16 protein-coding genes and 1 pseudogene are annotated in these 16,694 nt (G+C 63.0%); 11 read left to right on the top strand and 6 right to left on the bottom strand.

What is annotated here, in order from left to right:
* Positions 1-46 precede the first annotated feature (46 nt).
* Both WBA38_RS02570 and WBA38_RS02565 read left to right on the top strand, forming a co-directional pair.
* Positions 47-917: pseudogene (locus tag WBA38_RS02570) on the top strand (helix-turn-helix transcriptional regulator).
* Positions 914-1,468, top strand: coding sequence for a dihydrofolate reductase family protein (locus WBA38_RS02565; RefSeq protein WP_424321973.1), 555 nt, complete (start codon positions 914-916; stop codon positions 1,466-1,468). The pseudogene WBA38_RS02570 and the gene WBA38_RS02565 overlap by 4 nt, the downstream one beginning before the upstream one ends.
* A 26-nt stretch (positions 1,469-1,494) precedes the next feature.
* Here WBA38_RS02565 and WBA38_RS02560 read toward each other — a convergent pair whose 3' ends face one another.
* On the bottom strand, positions 1,495-2,067 hold the full coding sequence (locus WBA38_RS02560) for a hypothetical protein (RefSeq protein ID WP_424321972.1): 573 nt from the start codon (positions 2,065-2,067) through the stop codon (positions 1,495-1,497).
* A gap of 307 nt (positions 2,068-2,374) precedes the next feature.
* Positions 2,375-3,004, bottom strand: coding sequence for a superoxide dismutase (locus WBA38_RS02555; RefSeq protein WP_424294472.1), 630 nt, complete (start codon positions 3,002-3,004; stop codon positions 2,375-2,377).
* A 146-nt stretch (positions 3,005-3,150) separates the two neighbouring features.
* Here WBA38_RS02555 and msrA point away from each other — a divergent pair, with 146 nt between their 5' ends.
* Positions 3,151-3,888, top strand: coding sequence for a peptide-methionine (S)-S-oxide reductase MsrA (msrA, locus tag WBA38_RS02550; protein WP_424294473.1), 738 nt, complete (start codon positions 3,151-3,153; stop codon positions 3,886-3,888).
* 10 nt (positions 3,889-3,898) lie between these two features.
* Positions 3,899-5,026: a winged helix DNA-binding domain-containing protein gene (locus WBA38_RS02545; protein ID WP_424321971.1), complete on the top strand. Its 1,128-nt coding sequence runs from the start codon at positions 3,899-3,901 to the stop codon at positions 5,024-5,026.
* An 18-nt stretch (positions 5,027-5,044) separates the two neighbouring features.
* Here WBA38_RS02545 and WBA38_RS02540 read toward each other — a convergent pair whose 3' ends face one another.
* A complete protein-coding gene (locus WBA38_RS02540) occupies positions 5,045-5,827 on the bottom strand; it encodes a VOC family protein (protein ID WP_424321970.1) in 783 nt (260 codons plus the stop codon).
* Between the two features lie 455 nt (positions 5,828-6,282).
* Here WBA38_RS02540 and WBA38_RS02535 point away from each other — a divergent pair, with 455 nt between their 5' ends.
* Genes WBA38_RS02535 through WBA38_RS02520 form a run of 4 tightly spaced genes read left to right on the top strand, consistent with a single transcriptional unit; the run spans position 6,283 to position 9,409 of the window.
* Positions 6,283-6,633 carry a rhodanese-like domain-containing protein gene (locus tag WBA38_RS02535; protein WP_424321991.1) on the top strand — a complete coding sequence of 117 codons (351 nt, stop codon included), beginning with the start codon at positions 6,283-6,285 and terminating at the stop codon, positions 6,631-6,633.
* Entirely contained in the window at positions 6,633-7,625 is a 993-nt protein-coding gene (locus WBA38_RS02530) for a DUF4328 domain-containing protein (RefSeq protein ID WP_424321969.1), read from the top strand. The genes WBA38_RS02535 and WBA38_RS02530 overlap by 1 nt, the downstream gene beginning before the upstream one ends.
* Positions 7,622-8,410 (top strand): glycerophosphodiester phosphodiesterase, encoded by a 789-nt coding sequence (locus WBA38_RS02525; protein WP_424321968.1) that lies wholly within the window; start codon positions 7,622-7,624, stop codon positions 8,408-8,410. Before WBA38_RS02530 ends, WBA38_RS02525 begins: the two co-directional genes overlap by 4 nt.
* Before the next feature lie 33 nt (positions 8,411-8,443).
* Positions 8,444-9,409: a DUF5926 family protein gene (locus WBA38_RS02520; protein WP_424294330.1), complete on the top strand. Its 966-nt coding sequence runs from the start codon at positions 8,444-8,446 to the stop codon at positions 9,407-9,409.
* A gap of 43 nt (positions 9,410-9,452) precedes the next feature.
* Here the strand turns inward: WBA38_RS02520 and WBA38_RS02515 are convergent, their stop codons facing one another.
* From WBA38_RS02515 to WBA38_RS02505, 3 genes are all read right to left on the bottom strand, one after another.
* A complete protein-coding gene (locus WBA38_RS02515) occupies positions 9,453-9,998 on the bottom strand; it encodes a ferritin (RefSeq protein WP_424294329.1) in 546 nt (181 codons plus the stop codon).
* A gap of 98 nt (positions 9,999-10,096) precedes the next feature.
* Complete coding sequence (locus WBA38_RS02510; protein ID WP_424294328.1) at positions 10,097-10,999, bottom strand: MaoC/PaaZ C-terminal domain-containing protein; 903 nt, start codon at positions 10,997-10,999, stop codon at positions 10,097-10,099.
* Entirely contained in the window at positions 10,999-12,360 is a 1,362-nt protein-coding gene (locus WBA38_RS02505) for a 3-oxoacyl-ACP reductase (RefSeq protein ID WP_424294327.1), read from the bottom strand. The genes WBA38_RS02510 and WBA38_RS02505 overlap by 1 nt, the downstream gene beginning before the upstream one ends.
* A 239-nt stretch (positions 12,361-12,599) precedes the next feature.
* On the opposite strand from WBA38_RS02505, the gene WBA38_RS02500 reads away from it, so the two are divergent.
* The 3 genes from WBA38_RS02500 (at position 12,600) to WBA38_RS02490 (ending at position 16,632) form a co-directional block, all read left to right on the top strand.
* Positions 12,600-13,907, top strand: coding sequence for an acetyl-CoA C-acetyltransferase (locus WBA38_RS02500; RefSeq protein WP_424294326.1), 1,308 nt, complete (start codon positions 12,600-12,602; stop codon positions 13,905-13,907).
* A 212-nt stretch (positions 13,908-14,119) separates the two neighbouring features.
* On the top strand, positions 14,120-15,808 hold the full coding sequence (locus WBA38_RS02495) for a VanW family protein (protein ID WP_424294325.1): 1,689 nt from the start codon (positions 14,120-14,122) through the stop codon (positions 15,806-15,808).
* 47 nt (positions 15,809-15,855) lie between these two features.
* The gene (locus tag WBA38_RS02490; protein ID WP_424294324.1) at positions 15,856-16,632 is read left to right on the top strand and encodes an SDR family NAD(P)-dependent oxidoreductase; all 777 of its coding nucleotides are present in this window, start codon (positions 15,856-15,858) and stop codon (positions 16,630-16,632) included.
* The last annotated feature ends 62 nt before the right edge of the window (positions 16,633-16,694 follow it).

Raw genomic sequence — 16,694 nt, 5'->3', positions numbered from 1 at the left:
AAGAACGATCAAGCGCGAGGCTGCCGCCGCGGGGAATACTCGTTGCATGGCTCCATCAGATCCACTTCGACGACTTCTCGACGCCGTCCTCGACGATGCCAACAACAGTGTTGGCGAGATGGCCGATGGGGCCTTCACCTCGCCGTTTCACTTTTCGCGACAGGTCCGTGCGAGTAGCCGGGAATCGCCAATGATGTTGCGCCGCAGGGTTCTCCTGGAACGTGCGGCGTGGCAGATCCAGCGTGGTACATCGGTCACCGATGCCGCCTTCGCAGCCGGGTACGACTCGGTCGAAGGTTTCAGTCGGGCCTTTTCTCGAGCGTATGGGCATTCGCCGTCTGCACTCCCCGCACCGGACAGAGCAGGCCACTGGTTGCCCGCGCCGAACGGCATCCATTTCCACTCGCCGACCGCGCTGTACGTCGACGGAACGGCCGACCAGCAGGTCGAGTCGGCCGGTGACGTGATGACCCTGATGTCGCGCCACGACCTGGCCGATATTGACGTCCTGCTGAGCGCGGTTGACGGAATGTCGTCTGCGGAGTTCGGGAAGACGCGATTGCCGAGAAGCCAACCGCGTGCCTGGGATGGCCCCGACGAGTCGATTGCCGACGTGATGTGGCATCTGGTCGTCAGTAAAGAGCCCTGGCTGGCGACAATTTCTGGCGAGCAGATGCCCGACCTCACACCGCAAGCCGATTCGCACGGACTGCGGGAGCGTCACGTCGCGACAGCGGCACTGTGGTTGGCAATGTTGCGTGACATCGAGCGCCGCGGCGCGTGGGCCCTTCTCTGCCCACCGTCGACTGCTGGCCCGCTGGATGCTGCAAGACGCCGGCGTCGACATCACTTCACCAGCCCTCGACCCCGATCCCATCATGTGGCATCGACGCCACACCGGAGGAGCCCCACAATGACCTCACCAGCACATACCCAATACGTCTACTACACGGCTTCGACGATGGACGGGTTCCTCGCCGATTCCAACGACTCCCTTGATTGGCTACTCACTCAACCGATCGATGAGTCAGGGCCGTTCCCGATCTCTGACCTCATGGCGAAGACCGGTGCCATTGTCATGGGAGCGACTACCTACCAGTGGGTGCTTGACCACACGCCCGGCGAACCGTGGCCGTATCCGGAGCAGCAGACCTTTGTCTTCTCCCACCGCAAATTCGAGAAGGTGCATCCGTCAATCACAGTGGTGTCAGGCCAACCCGCCGCCAACCGAGAGCTCCTGGAAAAAGCCGCGGGAGACCTCGGTGTGTGGGTTGTCGGTGGAGGCGGATTGGCCGCGGCTTTCGCCGCCGACGGGATGCTCGACGAGATGGTCGTCTCGTATGCGCCGGTTACCTTGGGTGCCGGACGCCCCCTCTTCGACGGTGCCTTCGACTTCGAACTCCTCGAAACCGCACAGAATAGGGCATTTCTAATTGGCCGGTATCGGGTAGTCCGAGCGCGAGGGTAGCCGTTAGCGGGGTACTAAAGGCTCCCCTAGCGGGGGCAGTTGACCTTGAAATTCCACTCGGTGCCGTCAATGTCGGTGGTGACACGGACCTCGATTTGAGTGGACTTGCCCTTGGGGACGGAAACCATCATCGAATCTTGGCCGATTCCCGTGAGCGGGTGGTTGTTCTTGTTCTCATTCTGCAATCCGCGCCACCCGGTAGAGGCGATGACTTTGCCCTGATACAGGATGTCGAATTTGTCGGGAACCTGATATGCGTTGTACTCGAAAAGGAACGACGACCCGGACTTGCCGAGTTCGAACGGGTAGTACGACGGTTGGACGTTATAGCCACCCGAGGCGACGCCGCCTGGGCATCGTTCCAACGGCGCGCGCTTGTTGTTGAGCGGTGCGGCACCGTCGTCGTCGTTGCTCTTGGGCTGTTGCTTCTGCTTGGGCTGTTGCTTCTGCTTGGGCTGTTGCTTCTGTGCTGTCGGCGGCTGCTGGTACTTGGGGTCCTTGGTGCCGTCAGCATTTGCGACGGCGGGTGCGAGGAGCATGCCCGCGGCACCTCCGGCGACTGCCAGTCCGATGGCTAAACGAGTGGGAAGAGATTTCATCAGTTCAACGTCTCCAATGGAAGTCGGGAATATGACGTTGCTGATATTATTCTGCAATCTGCATAATCTTCTATCGCCCAAAGGGAGTAAATCCGTGGCAGGTGTCACTAGATTAGGTGACACCTGGTGTGATGCCGGGGCTATGTGGTTTCACATGAAACGACTGGGTGTATAAATATGCAGTTCTGCTGCCGGTTGGTGTCCGACTTCCGGGTAACCCGCGACAACGCAAACGGCGACCACCTCGAAGAGGTAGCCGCCGCCGCGTCGTACGGATCAGGCCTGGAAGATCAGGCCGTCAGGAAGATTAGGCCGGAACGATCAGGCCTGCACCCTGGGTGCGTGCGCGGTCGAAACGCTCGCCAGCGTCAGCCCAGTTCACGATGTTCCACCATGCCTTGACGTACTCGGGCTTCACGTTCTGGTAGTCGAGGTAGAAGGCGTGCTCCCACATGTCGAGCATGACGACGGGGATCAGGGCGGCGGAAGTGTTGCCGCTCTGGTCGGTCAGCTGCTCGATCACGAGGCGCTGGCCGATGGTGTCCCAGCCGAGGATGGCCCAGCCGCTGCCCTGCAACGTGGTAGCCGCGGCGGTGAAGTGAGCCTGGAACTTGTCGAAGCTGCCGAAGTCGTTGGCGATCGCGTCAGCGAGGTCGCCCACCGGCTTGTCGCCACCGTTGGGCGACAGGTTCTTCCAGAAGATGGAGTGGTTGGTGTGTCCACCGAGGTGGAACGACAGGTTCGCCGACAGTCCGAAGACCTTGCCTGCGATGGTGCCGTCTTCGCGTGCCTCAGCGAGCTTCTCCAACGCGGTGTTCGCGCCATTCACATACGCCTGATGGTGCTTGCTGTGGTGGAGCTCCATGATCTTGCCGGAGATGTGCGGCTCCAGAGCGCCATAGTCATAGTCCAGCTCGGGCAAAGTGTAGTCAGCCACGATGGTCCTCTCATGTCAAAGAAGTTGAAAGATCCGTACCCGGGTCCACTTTCTACATTTCCGTAGACCAGCGCCGTTTGCAACAATGGCGGACTTTACGATCACGACGGCCGCGGCAAACTTACGGAGCGACGTACTGTGGAAGCATGAGCCTCTTCGATCGGATTATTGCTGCTGCCGACGTCAAGCGGGTCATGGTCGAACCCGGCCACGCCCTGCCCGGCCGCGCTACGCCACTGCCGGTACGCGGCGAGCACCGAGTTCTCGGTCATCCGCTGCGCGGAACTGCCGACAGTTCTGGCGAATACCGGCCAGCGGGAATCGGAGCCTTTGACGCTGGTCTGCGCGCAGTGATTCTGGCCGGCGGGTGCTTCTGGGGGTTTGAAGAGATCTTCTGGCAGGAGCCCGGCGTCTACACGACTGCCGTCGGTTATGCGGGCGGCTACACGCCCAACCCCACGTATGAAGAAGTGTGCACCGCGCAGACGGGGCACACCGAAGCCGTCCTCGTGGTCTACGACCCGGAAGTTCTGCCCTTCGACAAGCTTCTCGAAATCTTCTACACCGCCCACGATCCGACGCAAGAAATGCGCCAGGGCAACGACATTGGTACCCAGTACCGGTCGGCCGTCTTCACCTTCGATGAAGCCGAAGCTGACCGCGCGGCCGAACTCGCCCGCCGCTTTGAGCCAGTGCTCGCCGAGGCAGGCTACGGACCGGTGACCAGTGAGATCTCGCTGATGTCGGAGGCAGGCGACGGCACCTTCTATTACGCCGAGGACTACCACCAGCAGTACTTGTTCACGAACCCGAACGGGTACCGGTGCCACGCAACGACTGACCTGAAATTCCCAACGGAGTCCACCTCTCCAGCCGAGCAGTAGGCCGCCCACCGTGGTGGCACGCATCAGCATGCAGCAGTGGAACCGCACGCTCCTGCATCGCCAGTACTTGGACGAGCGCGCCGACGAGGACGCGATCGATGTGATCGATCGATGCGTCGGACTGCAGTCGCAGGATCCACAGGCAGCTTTCTACGCGCTCGCCTCCCGCATCGAAGGTTTCGACCCGGCCGAACTCGACGACCTGCTCGTCGAACGCGAAGTAGTACGACTACCGCTGCAACGCGGGACCGTCTTTCTGATGGATGGGCTGGATTCGAGGTGGATGCGCGAGGTACTGCAACCGGTACTCGACGCCGGAACGCGCAGTCACGTGCGTCGATTTGTGCGGGTGACTGCAAATGAGTTGGCTTCGGCGGCAACCGAATTGGTCAGTTCCGCGGAGGCACCGGTATCGGGTGCCGCACTCCGGCACGCATTGCTCGATCGCTGGCCGAACGAACCCGGCGACGCGATGATGGCCGTGGTGAGAGGGTGTCTTCCATTGGTTCAGACACCGCCGCGCGGGCTGTGGCGGCAATCGGGGGCCCCCGCCTTTGCGATGCTCGACGAGTGGCTCGGCGTCAGCGCAGACCGGTCAGCGCCAAACCGTCCCGACGCCGATGCTGCCGATAGAGCCAGCGCCGACACCGAATCGGTTCGCGACCTGATCCGGATGTACCTGCGCGGCTTTGGGCCATCGACTGTCGCGGGCATTCAAGCATGGTCTGGGCTGCGTGGCCTGCGCCCGATTCTCGAGGCTATGGAAGTCGACTGGGAAGTCGAATCTTTTGTCGGGCCCAACGAGGAGAAACTGTACGATCTCGACGGCCTCGGGCTGTCGGAGCCCGAGGCGACAGTTCCGGTGAGGTTTATCGCGCCGTTCGACAACGTCGTCTTCTCGCAAGCGGACCGCATCCGCGTCGCCGACGCCGACGTCTACTCGAAGACGCTGACTCCGAATGGGAAGTCGCCCGGATTCATTCTGGTCGACGGCCGGCTGGCGGGCACGTGGCGGATAAGCGGAAAAGCCGACGGTGCCGGGGGCGGCATCGAACTCACTGAACTGGTCGACCTGCAACCGGCGCAGCGCCGCGAATGCGAACGTGAAGCCAACTTAATGGCAGCCTTCGGCGCGTAACGCTTCGGCGCGTAAGTACTAGACGCCGGTGCGCGGATTACGTGCGGTAATCGAATAGGGGCGGCCCGCCGGGTCCGTCATTTCGACCGTGTCCGGTACCTCGTCTTCACCGAAGCCGACATGGATGTCGTCGTTGCCCTCGCTGCCGTGGGTGGCCACGGCACCCCAGTCTTTGTGGCGCGAAAGTTCGTGAGCGACATCAGTTGCGGCAATCGATGGCAGGGCGCGGGTGGTGTCGCTGTCGGTCCGCCCGATCACCACCTGCAGCGACAGTCGCGGACTGTGATTGATGGCGAGTTCGTCAGCGCCGCCCAAATCGTCGAGAGTCCGGGCCGTGAGCTTGGCCCAGAAGGTCACCTCCGCGTCGAAGACTTCGTGCGGAACCTCAAATCGCAGTTGATCGACGATGCTGATGCCGCCGTCCGGCCAACGGATAGGCCGCGCACGTTCTGATTCGCCAGCCCAAGGAACCAAGCAAAAGACACCGCCTGCTGGCGACTGTAGGGTCACGAAGCCTTCGGGTGCACGGCGGAGAAGAGTCGCACCCAGTGTCTGCGCTTCGAGTGCGGCATCCTCAGGGGAATCGACGTGCAAGTCCAGGTGCATACCGCCGGGGCCATCGTTGACCCGTTGCACTCGCAGGTAGGGGTCGCCATGGAAGGGTTCGAGAGTCGCGAACTCCAGGTGCTCACCGCGGGGCGGGGAGACCGTGCTTCCGGAGATCGCACGCCAGAACGTGACCTCCTCACCAAAACTGGCGGCGGGCAGGTCGAAATAGGCGGTGATCCAGCGCACGTGCACTCCATCGATACTAGAGCGTTGTGAGCCGCCGAGAACCAACTCGCAAGTAGTACTTGAGAGTTTTATAGGCGTGTTGTCCCCAGGTTGTCCACAGATGGGATGGGGATAGATTTCCTGACATTTACCCTTCGGTAGTGCGGACTAAGGGTAAAAATCAGGACAACGGGAACCCTAATTGAGACGCCCGACACACAAATTTGCGCGTTTTCCTCTGCTTATCCACAAATCCACAGGACTGTCCACAGGGCTTGCTCGAGCTGTGGGTAACTGTGGATTGAATGTCATCTCACCAGCTGTGCATAAAAATATGCATACCTACATAGTGAGTACCGGGTGTTGTGGCGACCGCCGCTGTGGTAGCGCAAACCGCTCCGAGCAAACCTCACGCAACCCGGATCCCCGAGATGGGAATCCTGTGCCGATTCGGGGGTTGTGGGACTATGGAACCGATGAGCATGGACGGAATCGAAACGGTAGATGTTGCCGACCTTCCCGACGACTTCAAGGGAATCGTCGACCAGGTGCTTCTGGACGTTCGAGAGAATGACGAATGGCAGGAAGCCCACGTTCGCGGTGCCCTCCACATTCCGCTCGACGACGTACCGGCGCGGATCGACGAGATTGATCTGGACGCCGAACTCCTCGTCATTTGCCGCACCAGCGGTCGGTCGTTCCGCCTCGCCCAGTACCTCGCCATGCGCGGTATCGCAGTCACGGTGGTTCGCGGTGGAATGGTGTCGTGGCAGTTGGCCGACAAGCCGTTCGATACCGGAACCGAAGGCGTGTACGGGAGCGACGGCGCCTGATGCTCGACGTGTGTCCGTCCTGCCGAATCCAGGCACCGCACCGCCCCGGCCGGGCCGCCTGCCCGCGCTGCGGCGGACCGCTGCAGGTTGTTGATCAGGCGGGCCGGGCTCTCGCTCCCACAGCGGTACCGCCACAACGTGGGCAGTCGCACCAGCAGCAAGCGCGCCGACTCGCGCCCCGCCCCAACCTCCGATGGATCGCCGACCGGCCCGCCGAAGCACGACCGTCGCCGCGCCCAGCGCGCAAGACGGCGGCATTACCGACGCCGTCGTACCGGACGGTGCCCCGCTGGGGGCTGTCCGATTCGGTTCCCGCCGCGGCAGAGGGCCCACAAAGTCCGACGACCGAGCCTAAGGCAGCCTTAACGCGGGCTTTCGCGCTCACGACGTACATGCTGGGTGGGGCGGCCGTAGCGCATCTGATCCGGTACATCGTTGCCGTCGTCAACCGCTCGACGCCGATTCCGATGTGGCTCGACCTCTTAACCGGGGCCGCAGTGCTCGTCTTCGGAGTGTGCGCCGTCGTCGGCATGCTGTTTGCGCTCTACGCCTTTGTTCGCTGGCTGCTGGCTGAGCGGGCGCAGACTTTCGCGACCGCCAACCGCCTCGATCCCCGCTCGACGCGCGGGCAAGTGCTGCTGTCGGCAATCCCGCTGGTGAACGTCGTTGGCGCGCCGCTGCTGCTAACCGAAACCGCGATGTGTGATGGCGAATCCGCGGGTGCCGGTGAAACGCTGAAGTCGGTTGAACGGATCAAGCGGATCGCCCTCGCTTGGGCGGTCGTGAATTTCTTGGCGCTCCTCGCACTCGCCTACCGGATCGGCTCGTTGTTCAGTGACTCCGTACAGGTGAGCGCGGACGGCCTCGCGATCACCACCTTGTCGCTCGCTGTCTCTGCCGTCTTCGCGCACTGGGTGGCACCACGCCTGGTGACGATCTTCGACGGCTCCACCCGCAATAGCCGCCCCGAACGACGAATGGTGATCGCGTGAGCCCGAGTGGAATTTCCCGTTCCGGCAAGCCAGCCGTCGTCGCCCACCGTGGCGCGTCGGGTGAACTCGCCGAGCACACCCTGGCCGCCTACGACCTTGCGCTCTCGCAGGGGGCCGACGGTCTGGAATGCGATGTTCGTCTGACCGCCGACGAAGAACTCGTGTGTGTCCACGACCGCACCATCGACCGAACCTCGGACGGGGTTGGTGTGGTTAGCGAGATGACGCTGTCGCAGTTGCAGGAGCACGACTTCGGGTCGTGGCATTCCAGCGGCAAACCGGCATCTGTGCTGACGCTGCGCGAGCTCTTGACGATGACTCTGGACTGGCATCGGCCGGTTCGACTGTTCATTGAGACCAAGCACCCGGTGCGCGTCGGCAGCCTCGTCGAATTGAAGTTGATGGAACTGCTGCGGGAGTTCGGGGTCGGATCGCCGCCGTCTGCCGATCATTCGCGGGCCGTCGTAATCTCGTTCTCGGCCGCCGGAGTGTGGCGCGTACGACGCACGGCGCCGATGCTGCCGACCATTCTGCTCGGTGATACGGCCCGCCTCATTGGCGGCACGGCGGCGACCGCCGTCGGTGCCACCGGCGTCGGACCGTCGATCGAGACGCTGCGGCTGCACCCCGATTTGGTAGATCGAGCGGCCGCCGCCGGGCGTGTCACATACGTCTGGACAGTCGACAGTCAGGAAGACGTCCAACTGTGCGCCGACCTGGGAGTCCGTTGGTTGGCGACCAACTATCCGGCCAAAGTTCGCGACTGGCTCGTGACCGTTGACTGACGTTGTGGGGCTCTCAGATGAGAAGCTAGTCCCATGGCAAAGAAGAGCAAGCGGGGCAGCGGCCCGCGTCCGGGAAGCAACCGTGCTGAGCGAGTAGCGGCACGCAAGATTCGCCAAGCCACCTCGTTGGCGGCACCTGTTCGCCCCTTCCGGGGACTGAAATCCGAATGCGATCTAGTGGCGATGCGTTCGTTCATTGCTTCGGCGACCGCCCAGGTGCCCTTTGCGAAGGGCTTCGACGCCGCGCACGAAGCCGACCTGGTAACCATTCTGCCGGGCGCTGTGCCAGCGGATGTCCGCCGTCGCAAGGCCGCCGTCATGGGTGAAAAGGGTGCCGTCGCAGGCGATTCCGACGGGATGGTGACGCAGGGCCTGGTGGCCCTGCAGACCAACCCCGAGCCGAGCGATCTCGTTGGATCCCTCACCGCAGCGCTCACCTGGGCAGCCGCAGCGAAGGAAGGCGACAAGTACACCGGGGAGCCCGCCGAATTCAGTCTCGGACAGATCATCGACCCGGATGCTGATCTCGAGATCGTCGTCTACGAGAATTTTGACTGGTGGTTCGCCGACGACAATGCGGCGCGGAATGAACTGGCGGAGATGTTGGAGCGCGCCAACGACTCCATCATGCCGACGGCACGACTGTTCCCCTCCAGCGGTGTCGGCGCCCCGTGGTGGGTCAACGCCGGCGATCGTGCCCACCTGCGTTGGGTGCGCCCGGAGGACGAGGACGATCTGATGAACGCCCTGGCCCGCGTCCATGCCGCAGGCCACCTGACGTTGGGGGAGGGGTCGAAATTTGCCGGGTCGTTCCGGACACACGGACTCATCGTTCCCGTGTTCGACGTCGACCCGGAAGCACACCATGAAGAGTGGCACGCCGCCGTCGAGACGCTAGATGGGCACCTAGCCGAAGCGCTGGCCGATACCTCGGATCTGACAGCAACGCAGCGTGGCTCGCGCGCCGGTATCACCGGGCGGCAAGTCACGCTGCGTTAGCGAATCGAGCTTTGCGTTCTACAGTTGCGGCTGGCGGCGATCGCTACAGGTTGCCGCCCGCCGCAGCTGGTTCGTTGGGATCGACGTTGCCCGCTGCCGAATTGACCTCGCGTTCGACGAACGCTTCGAGGTCGAAAATGTTGCCGTTGGAGCGTTCGGCAATGGTCTGCAACGTGGTGATGGTTGCGACTTCCTCAACCTGCTCTTTCAGGAACCACTGCATAAACTGCTCACCCAAGTAATCGCCGCTGTCGCGGGCCGCCTTCGCCAATGCGACGATCTGCTCGGTGACCTGCTTTTCCTGGGCGAGGGCCAGTTTGATGGGCTCCCGGAAATCGGCGAACGTGGTTGTGGGGGCGCTCGCCGCCGAGATTTCAACTGCCAGATCGCGGTCCAAAAAGTACTGGGTAATCATCATCGCGTGGTTACGCTCTTCCACTGACTGACGGTAGAAATGCTTCGCGAGCTGCGGCATGTCGTGGCTGTCGTAGTAGACGGCGACGGCAATGTACTGCTGGGAGGCGGAGAATTCGTTGCTGATCTGATCGTGCAACAGCTGCTGGAACGACGTGTGCGGCGTTTCGGTCATGGAGAGAGTGTAGAGGCGATCTGGAATGGCCGAATGCCGCGTACGAATAACAAAAGCGCGCTGCCCCTTGCGGGACAGCGCGCTTGCGTTCGCGACGCCTACTTGATGGGGCGCAGCGTTGCCGTCAGGTGCGGGTAGCCCTTGCGGCGGTTGAGGATCGACAGGTCGAATCCGCTGAAGTCACCCGAACCACCGTCGACCTTCGTGGTGTACATGTTCAACGTGGCGGGCAGCAGGATGGGCTTGCCGAACCGGACCGAGTAGTCGACGGCGGCGGGAAGCTGGGCTTCCACGTTTGCCAAGACTGCCGCGGCACTCCACATGCCGTGGGCGATAGCCGCGTTGAAGCCAAAGGCCTTCGCGGTCAGATCGGCCATGTGGATCGGATTGCGGTCGCCGGACGCCGCAGCGTACTGGCGAATCAAACCCAAGTCGACGCGAACCACCCGGTCGGGGGGTGGAGGCGTCACGTCCTTCGGGGCTGGGCCGCGTTCGCCGCCCGACAGGCTGGTGCGCTGCTGCTTAAGGAACGTGCACGTTTGACGAGCGACGAGCTCGCGGCCAACGTGAAACTCCGAAATCAGGTCGACAAACATGCCCTTGCGGTGCTCGCGCAGGTTTTCCGCGTGCGTTGAGATCGTCAACGGCTCGTCGACGCCGATCTCGCGGAACCGCTCGATCTTGTTCTCGACGTGCACCGAGCCGATGGCACCCATCGGGAAGTCCGACGCAGCCAACACGCTCATCACCAGTGGGAACTGCAACACAAACAGGTACGTCAACGGTACTTGCGTCCCGAACTGCATGCCGGTGGCCCGGCAGTAGTCCTTCAACTGTGCCGGGTCCACGCGCAAGTTCTCGATCCGGAAAACCGTGTCTGGAATCTTGGCGTCGGCGCTGATGGTGGCGGGCTTACCGATGACCGGGAGCATGGCGCTCACGATCTTCGGATACAGCTGGCCCGACGACGGCAGCGACTTCAGGGTGATGGTCTTACTCATCACGCACCCAGGAGGCTCTGACCGCAGACGCGGACAACGTTGCCGGTCACCGCGTTGCTCGCCGGGCTCGCAAAGTACGCAACGGTCTCGGCAACGTCGATGGTCTGGCCACCCTGCTGCAGCGAGTTCATCCGGCGACCAACCTCGCGGGTGGCGAGAGGGATTGCAGCGGTCATTGCGGTCTCAATGAAACCGGGGGCGACGGCGTTAATGGTGATGCCCGACTTGGCGAGGATCGGGGCGTACGTATCAACGAGGCCGATGACGCCAGCCTTCGAGGTGCCGTAGTTGGTTTGGCCGCGGTTACCGGCGATACCGGCGATCGACGAGACGTCGATAACCGAGCCGCCCTTGCGGAGTGCCTTGCGCTCGATGAGCACGTTGACCAGCGTCTGCGGTGCGATCAAGTTCACGGCGATGACCGAGTTCCAGCGGGCGTCGTCCATGTTGGCGAGCAGCTTGTCGCGCGTAATGCCTGCGTTGTTGACGATGATGTCGAGGCCGCCGTGGCGTTCCAGAACGTGGTCGGCAACCTTGGTGCCTGCGTCTTCAGCGGTCACGTCGAGGGGAAGCGCGGTACCCCCGACCTTGTTTGCGGTCTCGCTGAGGGCTTCGCCGGCGGCCGGGATGTCGGCGACGATGACGTGGGCACCATCGCGTGCCAAAACCTCAGCAATGGTGGCACCGATGCCGCGAGCGGCACCGGTGACGAGGGCAACCTTGCCCGCGAGGGGCTTGTCCCAGCTCTCCACGGCGGCAGCCTCGGCGTCGCCGACGCGAATCACCTGGGCGTCGACATACGTCGACTTCGCCGAGAGTAGGAAACGCAGGGTCGACTCCAGGCCGGACAGGCCAGCCTTGGCCTTGGGGGAAACGTAGACCAGCTGCGCGGTTGCTCCGTTGCGGAGTTCCTTGCCGAGCGAGCGAGTGAAACCTTCGAGGGCGCGCTGGGCGACGTGCTCGTTGGGGTCTTTGGTCAATTCGGGCGTGGTGCCCAGCACCACAAAGCGTGCCGAGTTGCCTGCCGAACGCATCTGCGGACCGAAGAACTCGAAGAGCTGTTCGAGTTCGGCGGGCGAGGTGATGCCCGTCGCGTCGAAGACCACGGCACCCAGCTTGTCCGCGCCGCGACTGCCAGCGTTGTTCTCGACAAGTGTGTAATCGTCACCGGCAGTGAGGATTTCGCGGATCGGTTCGACGAGGCGGCCGCTGCCGCCGAGGATTACCGGGCCGCCCAGGGCGGGCTGGCTAGCCGAGTAGCGCCGCAGGGTCGGGGGCTGCGGGAGGCCAACGCGCGAGGCGATGAACGCGCCGGGGCCGCTGTTGACGATGGACGAATACAGATCGGTGTTGCCTGCCACGACAGTCTCCTTGTGTGGTCGATTGAAAACGTGCTTCCGGTGCCGCGAAGCTACCGGTCCTGCCTGAGACCTTAAGCGCGAGCCGCTGCGGTTTTGTAGTCCGCGCGACTGTGACAAGTGCCGCAGGCCTCAGGGGTCGACAATGAACTTACTCGTGAGTAAGAATACTCTCAAGGTCGATCCTGTCGACATGTAAGAAATGTCGGTCACTCGACATAATCAAATTCCAGGAGTAGCTCGTGGCCTCGTACACGCCCCGCAAGCCGGAAACCCGCCAGCAGCGTCCGGTCGCCATCCTCGGTGGCAACCGCATCCCGTTTGCTCGCCAGGACCGCGCATACGCCAGCGCCAGCAATCAGGACATGTTCACCGCAGCCCTGCAGGGCCTGGTGAGTCGTTTCAACCTTCAGGGTGAGCAGCTCGGCATGGTCGCCGGCGGTGCCGTCCTGAAGCACTCGCGTGACTTCAACCTGATCCGCGAGTCGGTGCTCGGCTCATCGCTGTCGCATTACACGCCCGCCATGGACGTGCAGCAGGCGTGCGGTACCGGCCTGCAGGCCATCCAGATCGTTGCCGATGGCATTGCCAACGGTCGCTACGACTCGGCAGTCGGCGGCGGCGTCGACACCACATCCGATGCACCGATCGGTGTCTCCGAGGCCATGCGTCGCCAGATGCTCGAAGTGAACCGCGCGAAGTCGACACCCGAGCGCATCAAGGCCGCCCTCGGCCTGGTGTCGAAGCTGGGTATCGAGATCCCCCGCAACGGTGAGCCACGCACCGGCATGTCGATGGGCGATCACGCCGCCATTACCGCCAAGGAATTTGGCATCGCCCGCGCCGACCAGGACGAACTGGCTGCCGCCAGCCACCAGAAAATGGGTGCTGCCTACGAGCGCGGCTTCTTCGACGACCTCATCACCCCGTTCATGGGCCTCACCCGCGACGAGAACCTGCGCCCCAACTCCTCGGTCGAAAAGCTCGCCACCCTCAAGCCGGTCTTCGGCGTTGGGCTTGGCGACGCCACCATGACCGCGGGCAACTCAACGCCGCTGACCGACGGTGCGTCGACCGTTCTGCTGTCGACCGACGAGTGGGCCGCCGAGCATAAACTGCCTGTCCTGGCCTACCTCCGCGACACCGAGACCGCAGCCGTCGACTACGTGAACGGGCCCGATGGCCTGCTGATGGCTCCCACCTACGCGGTGCCCCGACTGCTCGAGCGCAACGGCCTGACCCTGCAGGACTTCGACTTCTACGAGATCCACGAGGCCTTCGCTTCGGTGGTGCTCTGCACGCTGCAGGCGTGGGAGTCGGAAGAGTACTGCACCGAGCGTCTCGGCTTGAAGGGGGCGCTGGGTTCCATCGACCGCGCGAAGCTCAACGTCAACGGCTCGTCGCTGGCGGCAGGTCACCCGTTCGCTGCGACCGGTGGCCGCATCATTGCGCAGGCCGCTAAGCAAATTCAGGCTAACGGTGGCGGTCGTGCCCTTGTTTCGATTTGTGCCGCGGGCGGCCAGGGCGTCACCGCGATCGTCGAAGGCTAGCTCACCGCATCCAAAAGCCCCGGTCAATGCTGCTGATTAATAGCGCTGACCGGGGCTTTTGTGGATCTGGCGAGAATTCTCAAAAAGATTTCACAAGATGTGTAACGCCAGTTACGGTCTCACCTATATACCGAGTAGCTCCAGCTGAACCGCCAGACCCCCGACCCGGCGGTACAGCTGGAGCGATTCATTCCCGCTAGGATTAAATAGTTGTGACCCCTCCCGACGATCGTTCCGACGTGCGCAGGTGGATCGTTCGCGGTCTCCTCGGCGCTGTCTTATTCGTCGGTGTCGTCTTCGGAATCGACGCGATCATGACCAACGGTCATACCGCGCGCGGCGCGCAGATCGCCGAGTTCGATCTCGGAAACCTCGACAAGGATCAAGCGCGCGCGAAGCTCCAAGCCCTCACCGTCGCCTCGCACGCACCTGTGCTGGTGCAGACGAATTCCGGCTCCGTACGTATCGACCCGGATCAACTCGGTGCGGCTTTTGATGTCGACGGGACGCTTGAGCGGCTGTTGGATCAGCCGCGTAATCCGTGGGACAGGCTCCTCGGGATGGTCGGGATCAAACGCGCGGTGGCTCCGGTTGTTGTCCTCGACGACGCCAAGTTCAACGCCGCTCTCGACGCCAACCGGTCAGAACTGGAGAAGGCGGCCGTCGAAGGAGGCGTCCATTACGACGGTCTCACAGCAGTCGGCGACTTCCCGTCGAAGGGCTTGCGGATTCAGCGTGAGGCCGCGAAGCAGACCATCGCCGACAGCTGGCTCAGTGGGCACCCGATCACCCTGGAGATGGAACCGTTCTCGCCCACTGTTTCCGCGGAGACGGTTCAAGCGGTGCTCGACGGACCGGCGCAGCACGTCACCGCATCGCCGATTCCGCTCGCCGGGCGCGGTTCTCGAGTCATCGTTTCGGCCCGCGAGGCTGGCGCCCTGGTCAGCTTTGTTCCGGACGGCAAGGGCGGGCTGAAACCGCATGTCGATCCGAAGAATGCCAAGGCCCTGCTGGGGGATCGCGCCGCAAAAACCGAATCGGCGCCGGTTAATGCCTCGTTCAGGCTGACCGGCGGAAAGCCCACGGTTATTGGATCCACCGAAGGTGCGTCAGTGAACTGGGCGGCGACGGCCGACTCAATTGCCGCACTTTCCGTGGCACCCGACAAGCGGTCGGGCGAGGTGGCATACACCGTCACCAAACCGAAGGTCGACACCAAGCGGGCGAAGAAGTTGGGCGTCAACGAGGTTGTTTCCGAATTCACCACCGGCGGCTTCAGCGGTCCGTCTGGCGAGAACATTCGCCTTGTCGCCCAACAGGTCAACGGGGCGCTGGTATTGCCAGGTCAGACGTTCTCGCTCAACGGGTACACCGGCCCGCGGGGATCTGCTCAGGGTTACGTGGAGTCCGGGATTATCGACCACGGGCGGCCCTCGAAGGCCGTTGGCGGCGGTATCTCGCAGTTCGCCACGACCCTCTACAACGCGGCGTACTTCGCGGGCTTGGAAGACGTGGCGCACACCGAGCACGCCTACTACATCTCCCGGTATCCGGAGGCTCGAGAGGCGACGGTCTTTGAAGGACTGATTGACCTGCAGTTCAAGAACAACACCCCGTACGGGATCGTCATTGATACGTCGTGGAGTCCGTCGGAGGTGACCGTCCGCATGTGGAGCACCAAGACGGTGGAAGTCGAGTCCGTGACCGGGGCGCGGACCGATCCCACATCACCAACGACAGTCGACGTCGCCGCTTCTGACAACTGCGTTCCCAGCAGCGGACAGGGCGGATTTACCGCGTCGGATACGCGAATTATCCGCAGTATTAAGACCGGTCGAGAGACGTACCGGCATACCCGCACGGTGAAGTATGCGGCTGAGCCGATTGTCCGCTGCCGGTAGGGAACCCCCTGCTGTGCTCGCTGTCACCCCGCGATAAGCTCGCGGTCATGGATATTAATGGAGCAAGTGCAATTGTGACCGGCGGTGCGTCGGGTATCGGTGCGGCTTCGGCACGCCGGCTCGCAGCCCGCGGTGCCAAGGTCGTCATCGCCGACCTCAAGGCCGAAGACGGCGAAGCCCTGGCCAAGGAGATCGGTGGCGCTTTCGTTGCCGTCGACGTCACCGACACCGCCCAGATTGAGGCAGCCATCGCCAAGGCTGTCGAGCTTGGCCCGCTGAAGGCCGTCGTCAACTCGGCCGGTATCGGCTGGGCACAGCGCACCATCGGCAAGGATGGCGAGTTCGCTTCGGCGCACAACCTGGACCTGTACAAGAAGGTCATCGCGATCAACCTGATCGGCACCTTCGATAGCGTTCGCCTGTCGGCCACCGCCATGAGCCGCAATGAGCCCAACGAGAACGGCGAACGCGGTGCGATCGTCAACCTCGCTTCGGTCGCGGCCTTCGACGGCCAGATCGGCCAGGCTGCGTACTCGTCGTCGAAGGGCGGCGTTGTCGGCATGACCCTGCCCGTCGCACGTGACCTGTCAGCTTCCGGCATTCGCGTCAACTGCATCGCACCCGGACTCATCGACACCCCGATCTACGGTTCGGGCCCCGAGTCGGAGGCCTTCAAGGCCAAGCTGGGCGAGTCGGTCCTGTTCCCGAAGCGCCTCGGCGTGCCGGACGAGCTGGCATCGATGGTCGAGGAGCTCATCACGAACTCTTACATGAACGCCGAGGTCGTCCGCGTCGACGGCGGCATCCGGATGCCACCGAAGTAGTTTTCGTACCCGAGGTTGAGATTGCGTCCAGGGTCGCGGATACCGCGAAATGTACAGCCCTG

The organism is Gordonia sp. (in: high G+C Gram-positive bacteria), assembly GCF_049647785.1.
GTDB lineage: Bacteria > Actinomycetota > Actinomycetes > Mycobacteriales > Mycobacteriaceae > Gordonia.
The sequence above is the reverse complement of the archived record's forward strand: the minus strand, read 5'-3'. Positions and strand labels throughout refer to the sequence as shown.